The 13,004-nt window shown below is 74.9% G+C and carries 17 protein-coding genes; 11 read left to right on the top strand and 6 right to left on the bottom strand.

The features are described 5' to 3' along the window. Window positions 1-42: 42 nt before the first annotated feature. Complete coding sequence (locus tag AC4H2G_RS05380) at window positions 43-480, bottom strand: DUF6098 family protein (RefSeq protein ID WP_494364722.1); 438 nt, start codon at window positions 478-480, stop codon at window positions 43-45. Between the two features lie 221 nt (window positions 481-701). Here AC4H2G_RS05380 and AC4H2G_RS05375 point away from each other — a divergent pair, with 221 nt between their 5' ends. Then, window positions 702-890 (top strand): hypothetical protein, encoded by a 189-nt coding sequence (locus tag AC4H2G_RS05375; protein WP_494364721.1) that lies wholly within the window; start codon window positions 702-704, stop codon window positions 888-890. 15 nt (window positions 891-905) lie between these two features. On the opposite strand, the gene AC4H2G_RS05370 is transcribed toward AC4H2G_RS05375, so the two are convergent. After that, a complete protein-coding gene (locus tag AC4H2G_RS05370; RefSeq protein WP_494364720.1) occupies window positions 906-1,343 on the bottom strand; it encodes a MarR family winged helix-turn-helix transcriptional regulator in 438 nt (145 codons plus the stop codon). Between the two features lie 39 nt (window positions 1,344-1,382). Between AC4H2G_RS05370 and AC4H2G_RS05365 the strand changes: the two genes are divergently transcribed. Both AC4H2G_RS05365 and AC4H2G_RS05360 read left to right on the top strand, forming a co-directional pair. Beyond that, on the top strand, window positions 1,383-2,249 hold the full coding sequence (locus AC4H2G_RS05365) for an NmrA family NAD(P)-binding protein (RefSeq protein ID WP_494364719.1): 867 nt from the start codon (window positions 1,383-1,385) through the stop codon (window positions 2,247-2,249). Window positions 2,250-2,317: 68 nt separating this feature from the next. Then, complete coding sequence (locus tag AC4H2G_RS05360) at window positions 2,318-2,962, top strand: NAD(P)-dependent oxidoreductase (protein ID WP_494364718.1); 645 nt, start codon at window positions 2,318-2,320, stop codon at window positions 2,960-2,962. On the opposite strand, the gene lgt is transcribed toward AC4H2G_RS05360, so the two are convergent. Both lgt and AC4H2G_RS05350 read right to left on the bottom strand, forming a co-directional pair. After that, a complete protein-coding gene (lgt, locus tag AC4H2G_RS05355) occupies window positions 2,917-3,822 on the bottom strand; it encodes a prolipoprotein diacylglyceryl transferase (protein WP_494364717.1) in 906 nt (301 codons plus the stop codon). The genes AC4H2G_RS05360 and lgt overlap by 46 nt on opposite strands. Before the next feature lie 112 nt (window positions 3,823-3,934). Beyond that, window positions 3,935-4,192, bottom strand: a complete 258-nt coding sequence (locus tag AC4H2G_RS05350) for an acyl carrier protein (RefSeq protein ID WP_494364716.1) — start codon at window positions 4,190-4,192, stop codon at window positions 3,935-3,937. A gap of 320 nt (window positions 4,193-4,512) precedes the next feature. Between AC4H2G_RS05350 and AC4H2G_RS05345 the strand changes: the two genes are divergently transcribed. From AC4H2G_RS05345 to AC4H2G_RS05315, 7 genes are all read left to right on the top strand, one after another. Further along, the gene (locus AC4H2G_RS05345; RefSeq protein WP_494364715.1) at window positions 4,513-5,433 is read left to right on the top strand and encodes a hypothetical protein; all 921 of its coding nucleotides are present in this window, start codon (window positions 4,513-4,515) and stop codon (window positions 5,431-5,433) included. After that, window positions 5,417-5,932, top strand: a complete 516-nt coding sequence (locus AC4H2G_RS05340; RefSeq protein WP_494364714.1) for a phage holin family protein — start codon at window positions 5,417-5,419, stop codon at window positions 5,930-5,932. Before AC4H2G_RS05345 ends, AC4H2G_RS05340 begins: the two co-directional genes overlap by 17 nt. Continuing rightward, on the top strand, window positions 5,929-6,552 hold the full coding sequence (locus AC4H2G_RS05335) for a DUF3618 domain-containing protein (protein WP_494364713.1): 624 nt from the start codon (window positions 5,929-5,931) through the stop codon (window positions 6,550-6,552). Before AC4H2G_RS05340 ends, AC4H2G_RS05335 begins: the two co-directional genes overlap by 4 nt. A 224-nt stretch (window positions 6,553-6,776) precedes the next feature. Beyond that, complete coding sequence (locus AC4H2G_RS05330; protein WP_494364712.1) at window positions 6,777-7,970, top strand: iron-containing redox enzyme family protein; 1,194 nt, start codon at window positions 6,777-6,779, stop codon at window positions 7,968-7,970. Next, complete coding sequence (locus tag AC4H2G_RS05325; RefSeq protein ID WP_494364711.1) at window positions 7,957-8,967, top strand: glycosyltransferase family 2 protein; 1,011 nt, start codon at window positions 7,957-7,959, stop codon at window positions 8,965-8,967. The genes AC4H2G_RS05330 and AC4H2G_RS05325 overlap by 14 nt, the downstream gene beginning before the upstream one ends. Then, entirely contained in the window at window positions 8,964-9,179 is a 216-nt protein-coding gene (locus AC4H2G_RS05320) for a CDGSH iron-sulfur domain-containing protein (RefSeq protein WP_494364710.1), read from the top strand. Before AC4H2G_RS05325 ends, AC4H2G_RS05320 begins: the two co-directional genes overlap by 4 nt. Before the next feature lie 71 nt (window positions 9,180-9,250). Next, window positions 9,251-9,589, top strand: coding sequence for an Hsp20/alpha crystallin family protein (locus tag AC4H2G_RS05315; RefSeq protein WP_494364709.1), 339 nt, complete (start codon window positions 9,251-9,253; stop codon window positions 9,587-9,589). 86 nt (window positions 9,590-9,675) lie between these two features. Here the strand turns inward: AC4H2G_RS05315 and AC4H2G_RS05310 are convergent, their stop codons facing one another. Next, complete coding sequence (locus AC4H2G_RS05310) at window positions 9,676-10,341, bottom strand: TetR/AcrR family transcriptional regulator (protein ID WP_494364708.1); 666 nt, start codon at window positions 10,339-10,341, stop codon at window positions 9,676-9,678. A 159-nt stretch (window positions 10,342-10,500) separates the two neighbouring features. On the opposite strand from AC4H2G_RS05310, the gene AC4H2G_RS05305 reads away from it, so the two are divergent. Further along, window positions 10,501-11,448 carry an NAD(P)-dependent alcohol dehydrogenase gene (locus AC4H2G_RS05305; RefSeq protein ID WP_494364707.1) on the top strand — a complete coding sequence of 316 codons (948 nt, stop codon included), beginning with the start codon at window positions 10,501-10,503 and terminating at the stop codon, window positions 11,446-11,448. A 9-nt stretch (window positions 11,449-11,457) separates the two neighbouring features. Here AC4H2G_RS05305 and AC4H2G_RS05300 read toward each other — a convergent pair whose 3' ends face one another. Further along, on the bottom strand, window positions 11,458-12,924 hold the full coding sequence (locus AC4H2G_RS05300) for an aldehyde dehydrogenase family protein (RefSeq protein ID WP_494364706.1): 1,467 nt from the start codon (window positions 12,922-12,924) through the stop codon (window positions 11,458-11,460). Between the last annotated feature and the right edge of the window lie 80 nt (window positions 12,925-13,004).

Here is a 13,004-nt window from a genome sequence, read left to right as displayed (position 1 = left end):
GCGACTGGCATCTGGGGAGCCCCCTCCCCGGGCCGGGTGCTCTCAGGTGCCGTCGTCCCCGGCGTCGAAGACCTCGCGGTAGAGACGTCCCGCCTCCGCCACGACGCCCGGGTCGAGCGAGGCCGCGGGGACGACCCGGACGAGGAGCGGCTCGCAGTCGGGGCCTCGCCCGGAGACCTCACCGGTGAGGAGCCACGGGAACCGTTCACCCGTCATCAGGTGGGCGTACTGGCACAGCTGTCTCGCGACCCAGTGCTCGACGGGCCGGTCCCACCACGGCTCGGGGTTCATCGGGTTGACGCTCAGCCCGGGCAGGAGGCAGCCGCTCTCGTGGTCGCGGCTCACGGTCTGCCTGTCGTCCTCCGGCCCGGCGCTGAACCGGACGTGCAACGGGTCGACGACCGCGACCAGCTCGGCGACCTCCGCGAGGGTGCGCAACCGCGGGATCTCGTCGAGCGTCAGCTGCTCCTGGGTCGTCATCCGGACCTCCCTGACGTCCACGCGCACTGCGCGTGCTGCGCGACCGGTGGGCCAGTTCTCGACTCCGTGACGACCGCACGACGGCGGCCGCCCTCGCCAGGCTACGAGGGTTCGCACCCGCGGGCACCCCAGGGCTGCGAGCGCCCCGCCCGCGTGCGACGGTGGCCGGACCACCGCCCTCCCGGGCGCGGGCAACGCCGTCATCCGACGAGGAGGCCGACATGAGCGAGACCGACGAGCAGGGCCAGGGCTACGACCCCGGCGAGGACCCGGACGCCGACCCGCGCTCCCTCAACCCGCGGGTGGGCGAGGGCGCCGAGGACACGAGCGACGGCGGCGACCCCGACGCCGACCCGGCGAACCTCAACCCGCGCTCCGGCGGCGAGGCGTCGGGCGACGACGGCGACTGACACACGGGCGGCGGTCTAGCGTCCCGACGCCCCGGCGGCGAAGCGCGCGAGCAGGCGCGCGAGAGTCGCCACGTCGTCGGACGCCCAGCCGTCCGTGAGCCGCTCGAGGCGCGCGAGCCGGAACGCGGTCGCCCGGCGGCGGAGGTCCGCGCCTGCCACGGTGGCGTCGACGAGGACCTCCCGCGCGTCGTCGGGCGAGGGCCGGCGTGCGACCGCCCCCGCGCGCTCCGCGCGCGTGACGAGCCGGCTCGCGGTCGAGTGCGCGACGTCGAGGCGCGCGGCGACCCGGCGGACGCTCGCGCCACCTTCCCCGACTGCGTCGAGCACCAGGAGGGTCGAGAGCTCGACCTTCGCCCCGTCGTCGTCGACCACCCGGGGGGCGTCGAGGAAGCGGCGCAGCGCCACCAGTGACCGGTCGAGGTCGTGGAGGTCTGGTCGCCCGGTACCGCTCATGCATGTACGGTACATGCATACCGAGCCGCTGGAGGCACCGTGGGACACATCCTCGTGACGGGCGCGAGCGGCAACGTGGGCAGCGTGGTCGCCCGCGAGCTCGCCGCCGCAGGCGCCGACGTCCGGCGCGCCGAGCGCCACGTCCCCGCGGGCGCGACGGACGCCGTCGCGCTGGACTTCACCGACCCGGCCACGTGGCCCGGCGCCTTCGCGGACGTCGAGGCGATGTTCCTCGTTCGCCCGCCCGCGATCGGGAACGTCAAGCGCGACCTGCTGCCCGCGGTCGCCGCGGCGCGCGACGCCGGGGTCCGGCACGTCGTGTTCCTCTCCCTCCAGGGCGCCGAGAAGAACAAGGTCGTGCCGCACGCGACCGTCGAGGCGTGGCTGCGTGAGTCCGGCCTGACGTGGACGTTCGTGCGCGCGTCGTTCTTCCACCAGAACCTGTCGACCACGCACGTGAGCGACGTCCGTGACCGCGACGAGATCCTCGTCCCCGCAGGAAAGGGCGCCACGGCGTTCGTCGACGCGGAGGACGTCGGCGCCGTCGCAGCGGCCGCGCTCCTCGACCCGGCCGCCCACCGCGACCGGGCCTGGACGGTCACGGGACCCCGCGCCCTGACGTACGGCCAGGTCGCCGGCATCCTCACCACGGAGCTCGGCCGACCGATCCGCTACCCGCGGCCCGGCCTGTGGCGCTACGCCCGGCACGCGCGCCGCGCCCTCGGCATGCCGTGGGGCATGGTCGCCGTCACCGCCGCGATCTACACGACCGCGCGCCTCGGCCTCGCGGCCGGGCTCACGGACGACGTGCGCACCGTCCTGGGACGCGACCCCATCGACTTCGCCGCGTTCGCCCACCGCGAGCGCGACGTCTGGAACCCCGACCGCCCCGCACGCACGCTCTGACCCGTACCGACCACGGCCACGGTCCTCCGCACTGCACCGACCATCCCCCACGACCCGAGGACTCCCGCATGCAGCTCGCCCTCGTCGGCGCCACCGGACGCACCGGCGCCCACGCCCTGACCACCGCGCTCGAGCGCGGCCACGACGTCACCGTCCTCGTCCGCGACCCGTCGCGGCTGGCCCCGGGCGTCCGCGACCGGGTCAGGGTGGTCGTCGGCGACTCGACCGACCCGACGGCGCTCGCCGACCTGCTCGCCGGGTCCGACGCCGTCGTCTCCGCCCTCGGACCCACGGACAAGCAGCCCGACCTGCACGCCCGCACCGCCCAGGCGCTCGTCGGGCTCATGAGCGCCCGCGGACCGCGCCGGTTCGTCGGCGTGAGCGGCGCCGGCATCGACGTGCCGGGAGACCAGAAGGCGCCGAAGGACAAGGCCATCAGCTGGCTCATCCGCACCCTCGGTGGCGCCGTCGTGAAGGACAAGCCCGCCGAGTACCGCGTCTGGGCCGTGAGCGACCTCGACTGGACGCTCGTCCGCCCGCCGCGCCTCGTCGACGGGCCCGCGTCGACCCGCCCGCTCGAGCACGACGCCCACCGCTCGACCCGGTCCACGAAGATCACGCGGGCCGACCTCGGCCGCTTCCTCGTCGACGTCGTCGAGCAGGACCTCTACCCCCGCTGCGCGCCCTTCGTCGCGACCGACGGGTCGAGGTAGGGGTCCGGCTCCACCGGCTCACGCCCGGGGACGTACACGGACGTCTCGGGCTCGGGGTGCTGGCAACCGCGGGCCACGACGATCGCGACGCCCAGTGCGACCGCGAGCAGCGCGCCCCAGATGTTGGCCGGCAGCCCGAGCGGGGTGACGCTCGTGGGGTCGATCCGCAGGGCCTCGAGCCACACGCGCGCGGACCCGTACCAGACGAGGTAGACCCCGAAGGCCCTGCCCCACCGCAACCTGAACCGCTTCTCGAGGAGGAGGATCACCGCGATCCCCAGCGCGTTCCACAGCAGCTCGTACAGGAAGAGCGGGTGGAACAGCGTGCCCGCGGGCAGCCCGTCCGGGAAGGCGGGGTTGCTCGTCGGGATCTCGAGGCCCCAGGGCAGCGTCGTGGCCGCGCCGAAGAGCTCGTGGTTGAACCAGTTGCCGAGGCGTCCGATCGCCTGCGCGAGGAGCATCGCGGGCGCGAGCGCGTCCGCGAACGACCAGAAGCGGATCCCGGCGCGCCGGCACCCGATCCAGGCGCCCAGCGCACCACCCAGGAGCGAGCCCAGGATCGCGATGCCGCCCTCCCAGACGTAGAGCACCCGCAGCGGGTCCTGGCCCGCGCCGAAGTAGTCGCCGTAGTGCGTGAGCACGTGGTAGATCCGGGCGCCGACGATCCCGAACGGCACCGCCCACAGCGTGATGTCGAGGACGGCGCCCGGATGACCACCGCGTGCGGTGAGGCGTCGTGAGGTGAGCCAGACGGCGGCGACGATGCCTGCTAGGAGGCACAGGGCATAGACGTGGAGGGTCAGCGGGCCCAGGGTCAGGGACGCCCAGGAGAGGTCGGGGCTCGGGATTCCGAGGCGCATACGGGACTCCTGGGTCGGCTGCCCGCGACCCTACCGCACCGCCCCGCCGGAGCCCACGGCCCGCGCTGCCAGGCGACGTGGCCGCGGTGCGCGACGCACCGCGGCCCAGGTGTCAGCCCTGCTGCGAGCCCTGGGGCGAGGTCGCGGACGTGCCGTGCTGCGTGAGCTCGGCGAGGAAGCGGTGGCACTGCTGCGCGCGCTCGGAGTCCTCCTTCATGACCTTCTCGAAGAACGACGCGATCTCGTCCTTGCCCGCGTTGCGTGCGTCGCGGACGTACTGGCCGTAGTCGTGCCCGGCCTTGAGCGAGTGGTACTGCACCGAGATGAGGTCGAACGTGACGTCGTCGAACCCGGTCTCTCCTGTTGCCATGATCTGCTCCTCCGGCGCACCGACGTCGGTGCGTGGTCGTGGTGCCGGGCCGCGGCCCGGCGCGTGCGACGGCCTGCTGCTGGACCACCTCCACCGTCGCAAGGCTCGCGCGGCTCGCAACCCGGACCGCCGGTCCGGCCAGCCGGATGGACGCCGAGCCATCGAGGGCCTCGCCCGGTTGTGAGTGGGAGCAACCGTCCTACGGTGATCATCAGGTCCAGCAAGAGGCCGTAACCGGTGGCGCACGAGCCCGTTGCGGTCCGTGCTCCGCCGTCAGCGCCCACGCCCGACCACGGGCGGGCCGACGACAGGAGTCCACCATGAGCGACACGCAGGTTCCCTACGGCACCGGGCCCGGTTCGCCGGGATCCGCGACGCCGGACGACGGCGGGGGCACATCGGGCAAGCACACGACCGGGGTCAAGGACCGGGTCGGCGACGCGGCGTCCCACGCGGGTGACGCCGGACGTGAGGTCGCCGGTGACGCGAAGGAGAAGGCGCGCGACGTCGCGCACGAGGCGAAGGACCAGGCGCGTGGTCTCGTCGACCAGGCCCGGGGTGGTCTGAGCTCGCAGGCCGGGACGCAGCAGCAGCGCCTCGCCGAGGGCCTCCGTTCCCTGGGCGACGAGCTCAAGCAGATGGCCGGCGGCACCCAGGACCCGAGCTACGCGACCGACCTGGTGCAGCGCGCCGGGGACGCCACCGGGCAGGTGGCGCAGTGGTTCGAGGACCGGGAGCCCGCGTCCGTGCTGCGTGAGGTCGAGGACTTCGCGCGCCGCCGTCCCGGCATGTTCATCGCGATCGCTGCCGGTGCCGGCCTGATCGTCGGCCGGCTCCTGCGCGGCGCGAAGGACGCGGGGTCCGACGACGACTCCCGCGACACGGCGTCGACGGGCTACGGGACCGCCGGCTACGGCACCGAGGGCTACGGGACGACCGGCGCGACCGCGGGCTACGGCACCGAGGGCTACCGGCAGACCGGTACGACGGCGGGCTACGGCACCACCGGGTACGGCACCGGGTCCGCGTACGCCGCCGGGACCGCCGGCACGACCGGCACGACCGGCACGACCGGCACGACCGGCACGTACGGCCTCGGGGACGACCCGCTCGTCCCGGATCCCGAGCAGCCGACCACCGGGGAGACGACGACACCGCCGCCGTCGTTCCCGCCGACCCCGACGGCGGGTGCCGCGGGGACGTCGACGCTCGGAGGTGAGGCCGATGTCGAGCGCACCTGACCCGTTCGCGGCGAACACGTCGCGGCACGCGGCCACGACGGGGCCGGACCTCGGGACCGGCGGCCCCGGCCCCGGCGCGGGCGCGGTCCCGGGCGCGGACCCGGTCCGCACGCCCGAGCAGCAGAGCGTCGGCGAGCTCGTCGCCGAGGTGAGCCGAGACCTCTCCACGCTGATGCGGCAGGAGGTCGAGCTCGCCAAGGCCGAGGCCAAGCAGTCGGCGCAGCGCGCCGGGAAGGGCGCCGGCATGCTCGCCGGCGCGGGCGTCGCCGGACACTTCGTCCTGCTGTTCCTGTCGATCGCCCTGTGGTGGGCGCTCGGCGCCGTCATGGGCCGAGGCTGGTCGGCACTCGTCGTCGCGGTGCTGTGGGCGATCGTCGCGGCGGTGCTCGCCTCGGTCGGGCGCAAGCAGCTGAAGACCGTCGAGGGCATGCCCGAGACCGCCGACACGATCAAGAAGATCCCGAACGCCGTCCGAGGACACGAGGAGAAGAACTCATGAGCACCAACGACCCGGAGGAGATCCGTGCAGACATCGAGCGCACGCGGACCGAGCTGAGCCGGGACGTCGACGCGCTCGGCGACAAGGTGAGCCCCGGCAACGTGGCGCGGCGTCAGGTCGACCGCGTGAAGTCGGGCGTCGGCTCGGTGAAGGACCGCGTCATGGGCAGCGCCCACGACACCGCGGGCTCGGCGCGCGACACGACGCACGACCTCGCGGACCGCGGTCGCGGGGCTGCGTCGTCCGTCGCGGACTCGGCGCGCGGTGCCGCGTCGTCGGTCGCCGACACCGCGCGCTCGGCGCCCCAGGCGGTCCGCGAGCAGACGCAGGGCAACCCGCTCGCGGTGGGCCTCGTGGCCTTCGGCCTCGGCCTGGTCGCAGCCTCGCTCATCCCGGCCAGCCGGGCGGAGCAGCGCGCGGCGTCGACCGTCAAGGAGAAGGCCGCGCCGCTCGTCGACGACGTCAGGTCGACGGCCACCGAGATGGTCGAGGATCTCAAGGAGCCGGCGAAGGAGAGCGCCCAGGCCGTCGCGGACTCCGCGAAGGGCGCGGCGCGCGAGGTCGGCGAGCACGGGCGCGAGGCCGCCCAGGACGTCCGCTCGCAGGTCAAGGAAGGCTGAGCACCCGAGGGCCCGGGCGACGTGCGTCGCCCGGGCCTTCGCGTGCCCGCACGACCGCACCGGGCGTCCGCACGTCGGCAACATCCCGCACGTCGGGCACCCTCCCGCGGGTCCGCACCGTCCCGAGCGGCCGCGCCTCCCGGCGGGCGAGCGACGGTCGCCGGGGACACGATGACCGTGGCGTCCAGCAGGGGCGCCTCTCCCGTCACCTTGGAGCGCCCCAGATGACCTCCACCCCGGTACGCACCGACGCCGACGACGCCGCGACCACCACCTCGACCCGCCTGCCCCTCCCGGCATCCCGCGGCCCCGCGAGCGCCGCGCTGCTCGCCGTGCTCACGGCGGGCCCGCCGGGCAGCGCGCCCGACGGTTCGTCGGACGGCTCGTCGGACGGCTCGGCGGACGGCTCGCCGGACGCGCGCCTCGAGGCGGTCCGGGCCGCCGTCGCCGACCGGCTGGACCGGGCGACGTCGGGCCGCGACGTGCTCGACGACGAGGACCTGCAGCTCACGCTCACGGTGCTGTACGAGCTGCACTACCGGGGCGTCGACGGCGTGGACGACGCGTGGGAGTGGGAGCCGTCGCTGCTGGCCGTGCGCGGGACGATCGAGCGGCCGTTCGAGGCGGCGGTGCGCGAGCGCGCCGGGAGCCCGGGCTGCCCGGGGACCGACGCCGCGACGGTGGCCCGGCGGCTCTTCGAGCTCGCCGCGCAGGACGACGGTCCGAGCCTGTCGCGCTACGTCGCCAAGCGCGCGGACGCCGAGCAGGTGCGCGAGCTGCTCGCGCTGAAGTCGCTCTACCAGCTCAAGGAGGCCGACCCGCACACGTGGGCGGTCCCGCGGCTCGCGGGCGCCCCGAAGGCCGCGCTCGTCGAGATCCAGGCGGACGAGTACGGCGGCGGACGGCCGGGCCGCATGCACGCCGAGCTGTTCGCGCGCACGATGCGCGGGGTCGGGCTCGACGACGGGTACGGCCGCTACGTCGACGCGGCGCCCACCGTGGTCCTCGTCGCGCTGAACACGATGTCGCTGTTCGGCCTGCACCGTCGCCTGCGCGGGGCGATCGTCGGGCACCTCGCCGCGTTCGAGATGACGTCGTCCGTCCCCAGCCGGCTGTACGGGAACGGGTTCCGGCGGCTCGGCCACGACGAGGGCACGACGTGGTACTTCGACGAGCACGTCGAGGCGGACGCCGTGCACGAGCAGATCGCGGCACGCGACCTGGCCGGACGGCTCGTCGAGCAGGAGCCGGCGCTGTGCGACGACGTCCTCCTCGGCGCCGCGGCGTGCCTCGCCGTCGAGGGCGACGTCGCCGCGTACGCCCTCGAGCGCTGGCAGGAGGGCCTGTCCGCGCTGCGCACGCCGCTCGCGGCCGAGCCGCCCCGACAGCTCGGGGAGACCGTGCGTGCCCAGGACTGACGCCGTGTACCTCCTCCCGCTCCGACGCTCCGCGGTGGACGAGAGCGAGCTCGCGGAGCTGTCCTCCTACCTGCGCCGGCTCGCGCTCGAGCTGCCCGTCGTCGTCGCCGACGGCTCGCCACCGGACGTCCGGGCGCGCCACGCGGGTTCGTGGGGTCGGTCGGCCCGGGTCCTCACCGTCCCGCCCCCACGGCCCGGCATCAACGGCAAGGTCGTGGGGGTCCTCACCGGGCTGGCCGCGACGACCGAGCCGCGCGTCGTCGTCGCGGACGACGACGTCCGGTGGGACGGCCCGATCCTGGAGCGTGCGCTGGCGCTGCTCGACGACGCGGACCTGGTCGTGCCGCAGAACGTGTTCGACCCGGCGCCGTGGCACGCGCGCTGGGACACCGCCCGCTCGCTCGTCAACCGGGCGCTCGGCCACGACTACGCCGGCACGGTGGTCCTGCGGCGCGACGCGCTCGGTCCCGAGGGCTACGACGCCGCGGTGCTGTTCGAGAACCTCGAGCTCGAGCGCACGGTGGTCGCGCGGCGTGGCAGCGTGGTGCACGCGCTCGACGTCGTGGTCCCTCGCCGCCCGCCGGACGTACGCCGGTTCGCCGAGCAGCGCGTGCGTCAGGCCTACGACTCGCTCGCGCAGCCGGCGCGCCTCGCCGTCGAGCTCGCCGTCGCCCCGCTCCTCACGGCGGGGGTCCTCGCCGGCGTCCGCGGACGGGCGCGCGCCCGGTCGGCGGGGTGGGCCGTCGTCGTCGCCGTGCTCGCGGGCGCCGTCGTGCTGGCGGAGGCCGGCCGTCGACGCACCGGCGGGACGGCCGTGTTCCCCGCCACCGCCCCGCTGTGGGCGCCGGCGTGGGTCCTCGAGCGCGCGCTGTGCTCGTGGGTCGCGCTCGGGTGGTGGGCGCTCGGCGGCGTCCCCTACGCGGGGACGCGGCTGCGCCGCGCGGCGCACCCCGTCGGCGCGCTGCGCTCGACGGCACCGGGGCGGGGTGCCTCGTGACCCGCCCCGAGCAGGACGACGTCACGGTCACCGCGTGCCCGGACGGGCCCTTGCTCGTGCGCGGCCCCGCGCGCCTCGTCGACGGCGACGGGCAGGAGATTCAGCGCAACCGGGCGACCGTCGCGCTGTGCCGGTGCGGCGGCACGGCGATCCCTCCGTGGTGCGACGGGACGCACAAGGTCAACGGGTACCGCAGCGGCGAGCCTGCCTGAGGATCCCCAGGAGATGGACCGTCTGTTCGGTTCGCTCGCCCTGAGCTCGCGGAACGCCCCCCACGATGCCGATGGACCTGTTCCGCGAGGGTGACCACTACGTCCTCGCCGTGGACCTGCCCGGCATCGACCCCGGCAGCATCGACGTCTCGTGCGAGGACCGGACGCTGACGATCCGAGCCGAGCGGACGCCTCGTTCGGCGGAGGGCCAGTGGCTGCTCCGCGAGCGCTCGACCGGCACCGTCGCCCGGCAGGTCACGCTGGGCCGCGGGCTCGCGCTCGACCAGATCGGCGCGTCGTACGCCGACGGTGTCCTGACCCTCACCATCCCGGTGTCGGAAGAGGCGAAGCCGCGCCGCATCGAGGTGAGCCACTCCGGCACCCCGACGGCGATCGAGGCCGGGAGCTGACCCTGGCGCCTCGAGCGCAGCACACCACGGGCCGCACGGGGCCGACCACGAGGTCGGTCCCGTGCGGCCTGTCCGCCTGCGCCGGCTCACCGTCGTCCTGGCGGGTGGACCTCTCGGAGACCGAGCAGGACCGGGGCCGGCAGGACGTCACCGCTCATGACGTGGTCGGCACGGAAGGACTGGAGGAGAAGGGCGACCAGGCGCCGTGCGGCAGCGTGCGCGACGTCGTGCGGCTGCGCCGCGAGACCACCGCTGGCCAGGAGCGCCAGGGTGAGATCACCCGGCACGACGTCGTCGCGCAGGTCCCCGGCGTCCTGGGCGCGTCGGATCAGGAGCGCCAGGCCATCCTCGGCGCGTTCGCGTTCCCCGGCAGGATCGAGCGCGTCCGGGAAGCGGTCGAGGAACGCGGCGGCAAAGCCGCGGTCGGTGGCCTGCAAGGTGCACACCTCCTCGACGAGCCGGCAGAAGCCGCGCCAGGGGTCGGGATCGTCCAGCGCGGTCTCGAGAGCCGCCGCGCACAGGGCGAGCTGCTCGGCGAAGGCGGCAGCCACCAGCCCGGCGCGGGTCGGGAAGCGCCGGTAGAGGGTCGCGGTGCCGACGCCCGCGCGGCGCGCGACGGCCGTCAGCGGCACGTCGATGCCCCGCTCGGCGAAGGCCTCGCGAGCGGCCGCGAGGATGCGCTCGCGGTTCTGCCGCGCGTCGGACCGGAGCTCGTTGTCGGGCCGCGCCCGTGAATCCTGCGTGCCGGTCACCCGACCGCGCACCATCTGAGAGGCCTGGTGGGGCACTCTTCCTCACTTCCGCTCAAGTGGGCGAGGTCGTTCGCTTGCACGTCTAGCGTGGACTCTAGCGCGGGCTCGGCCGCTCGTGCGCCGACTCCGACACATGAACAGGACACCACCTTGAGCGAGATGCGCGCAGCCCTCTTCGACCGCTACGGACCCCCGGACGTCCTGTACGTAGGACGGGCGCCGGTGCCGACGGTGACCGCCGCCCAGGTCCTGGTCCGGGTTCACGCCGCCAGCGTGAACGGTGGAGAGCTCGCGGGACGAGCGGGAAAGCTGCGCCTGGTCACCGGGCGCACCTTCCCCCAGCGCTCCGGCGTCGACTTCGCCGGGGAGGTCACCGAGGTGGGCTCCTCCGTCGTCGGCGTGCGGCCGGGCGACAAGGTGTGGGGTGCTCAGAAGCTGCGGGCGGGCAGCATGGCCGAGTACGTGGCCGTCAGTCCTCGCAGGATCTCCACGGCACCGCGGAACCTCACCATGGTCGAGGCGGTCTCCCTGCTGGCCGGCGGCACCACGTCGTTGACCGCCCTGCGCGACCATGCGGTCCTGCGACCGGGCGAGCGGTTGCTGGTTCGCGGTGCCAGCGGAGGCGTGGGCAGCGTGGCCGTCCAGTTCGGCAAGCTGCGCGGTGCTCACGTGACCGCGCTCGCCAGCGGCCGGAACCTGGACTTCGTCCGGGGCCTCGGCGCGGACGAGGCCGTGGACTATCGGGCGGTCCAGCTCTCCCGTCTCGGCCGCTTCGACGTCATCGTCGACACAGCCGGCACCCAGCAGGCCGCGCTCCGACGTCTGCTGACCCCGGGCGGCCGGATGGTCGCGGTCACGATCGACATCGACAGGCCCGTCGCGAGCCTCGCGACGGTCCTGTCATCGATCGTGCACGGGACAGGTCGCATCCGCTTCTTCAGCGGCAACCCCGAGACCGAGCTCCTGGCCGAGCTGGCTCGTCACGCCGAGCACGGCCACATCGTCCCCGTCGTCGACACCGTCCACCCGCTCGACGACATCGCCGCTGCTCACCGGGCGCTGGAGTCCGGTGGAGTACGCGGGAAGCACGTCGTCCAGATCGTCTGAGACGGCTTGCTACGCGAGGCCCTCGAGGTGGATCGCCTTGCGGACGGTGAGCTCGTCGAGCAGGTCCGGCCCGTACCCGGCGCCGCCGCCGCTGCCCCGGCGCGGGTCCGCGGACCCGCCCGGCGCGCCGCCGAACACGGCGTTGATCTTCACCGTCCCGACGTCGAGGGCGTCGGCCGCGCGCAGGGCGTGGTCGAGCGACGGCGTGAGCACGGTCGCGGCGAGCCCGTACGCCGACGCCGACGCCCGGCGCAGCCCTTCCTCGAAGTCCGCGACCCGCACGACCGGCACCACGGGGCCGAACGTCTCCTCGGTGAGGAGCGCGACGTCGTCGGGGCAGCGGTCGAGCACGGTCGGCGCGTAGAACGAGCCCGGCCGGTCGAGTCGTGCCGCACCCGTGACGACCTCCGCGCCCGCACCGGTCGCGCCGCGCACGTGCTCGTCGACGACGGCGAGCTGGTCCTCGTCGACGAGCGGTCCCATCGTCGTCGCGTCGTCGCCCGGGTCCCCGACCTGGAGACTCTGCGCGATCCGCGCGAGCTCCGCGACGACGGCGTCCGCGACCTCCTCCACGACGTACGCGCGCTCGACGGCGGTGCACAGCTGGCCCCCGTTGGTGAACGCGCCCGTCGCGATCTGCCGGGCCGCGAGCGCCGGGTCGACCCCGGCGTCGACGACGATCGGGTCCTTCCCGCCGTTCTCCAGCAGCACCTTCGCACCGCGCGCGCCCGCGGTCGCGGCGATCCGGCGTCCCGCCGCCGTGGAGCCGACGTGCGCGACGAGCGCCACGTCCTCGTGCGCCACGATCGCCTCGCCCGTCGCGCCGTCGCCGCTGACGACCCGGAGCACGTCCGCCGGCAGTGCGCTCGCGACGAGCTCGGCGAGCCGCAGGCCCGGAGCGTCGCTGCGCTCCGACGGCTTGTGGACGACGACGTTCCCCGTGATCAGCGCCGCGGCGATCAGCCCCGCGGCGGCCGGGTAGGGGTCGTTCCACGGCGTGATGACCGCGACGACGCCGCGCGGCTCCCGGCGCACGACGTCGAGCGCCGCCGGGTCCCCGGCGAGCACCCGCCCCGCGCGCCCCAGGCCGGCGACCGCCGCCTCCTCGAACAGCTCGGCCGCGACCTCGGCCGACCCGCGTGCCTCGTTCTCGACGCGCCCGGTCGTCGCGCGCAGGAGCGCTCCGAGATCGTCGGCGGCCTCGCGCACGGCTCGCGCGGCGGCCCGGAGGGCGGCGGCCCGCTCGCCCGGCGGCGTCGCGCGCCACGCGGGCCACGCAGCGACGGCGGCACGCACGGCGGCGTCGACCTCCTCCGGTCCGGCGCACTCCACCGGGGCGCCCGGCCGCCCGGTCGTCGGGTCCGTGCGCTCGAGCCGCCGCGGGCCCGTCGGTGCACCGGTCGGCACACCGTTGGGGTCGGCAGTCGGCTCGGCGTTCGAATCCATGGCGGGTCGGGCGGTCGAGGTCGTCGTCATGCGGTCCTCCAGAGGGAATGACACGAAGAGAAGTACCTGTACGTGAAGAGTCGAGGTGCGAGAAGCGCTTCTCGGGGTGA

It is taken from the genome of Cellulosimicrobium sp. BMG9.23 (genome assembly GCF_059159985.1).
The sequence above is the reverse complement of the archived record's forward strand: the minus strand, read 5'-3'. Positions and strand labels throughout refer to the sequence as shown.

What these genes read in the sequence shown, in the direction of transcription:
- AC4H2G_RS05380 (WP_494364722.1), bottom strand. Translation starts at nt 480, where the DNA reads ATGACGACCCAGGAGCAGCTGACGCTCGACGAGATCCCGCGGTTGCGC.
- AC4H2G_RS05375 (WP_494364721.1), top strand. Translation starts at nt 702, where the DNA reads ATGAGCGAGACCGACGAGCAGGGCCAGGGCTACGACCCCGGCGAGGAC.
- AC4H2G_RS05370 (WP_494364720.1), bottom strand. Translation starts at nt 1,343, where the DNA reads ATGAGCGGTACCGGGCGACCAGACCTCCACGACCTCGACCGGTCACTG.
- AC4H2G_RS05360 (WP_494364718.1), top strand. Translation starts at nt 2,318, where the DNA reads ATGCAGCTCGCCCTCGTCGGCGCCACCGGACGCACCGGCGCCCACGCC.
- lgt (WP_494364717.1), bottom strand. Translation starts at nt 3,822, where the DNA reads ATGCGCCTCGGAATCCCGAGCCCCGACCTCTCCTGGGCGTCCCTGACC.
- AC4H2G_RS05350 (WP_494364716.1), bottom strand. Translation starts at nt 4,192, where the DNA reads ATGGCAACAGGAGAGACCGGGTTCGACGACGTCACGTTCGACCTCATC.
- AC4H2G_RS05345 (WP_494364715.1), top strand. Translation starts at nt 4,513, where the DNA reads ATGAGCGACACGCAGGTTCCCTACGGCACCGGGCCCGGTTCGCCGGGA.
- AC4H2G_RS05340 (WP_494364714.1), top strand. Translation starts at nt 5,417, where the DNA reads ATGTCGAGCGCACCTGACCCGTTCGCGGCGAACACGTCGCGGCACGCG.
- AC4H2G_RS05335 (WP_494364713.1), top strand. Translation starts at nt 5,929, where the DNA reads ATGAGCACCAACGACCCGGAGGAGATCCGTGCAGACATCGAGCGCACG.
- AC4H2G_RS05330 (WP_494364712.1), top strand. Translation starts at nt 6,777, where the DNA reads ATGACCTCCACCCCGGTACGCACCGACGCCGACGACGCCGCGACCACC.
- AC4H2G_RS05315 (WP_494364709.1), top strand. Translation starts at nt 9,251, where the DNA reads ATGGACCTGTTCCGCGAGGGTGACCACTACGTCCTCGCCGTGGACCTG.
- AC4H2G_RS05305 (WP_494364707.1), top strand. Translation starts at nt 10,501, where the DNA reads ATGCGCGCAGCCCTCTTCGACCGCTACGGACCCCCGGACGTCCTGTAC.
- AC4H2G_RS05300 (WP_494364706.1), bottom strand. Translation starts at nt 12,924, where the DNA reads ATGACGACGACCTCGACCGCCCGACCCGCCATGGATTCGAACGCCGAG.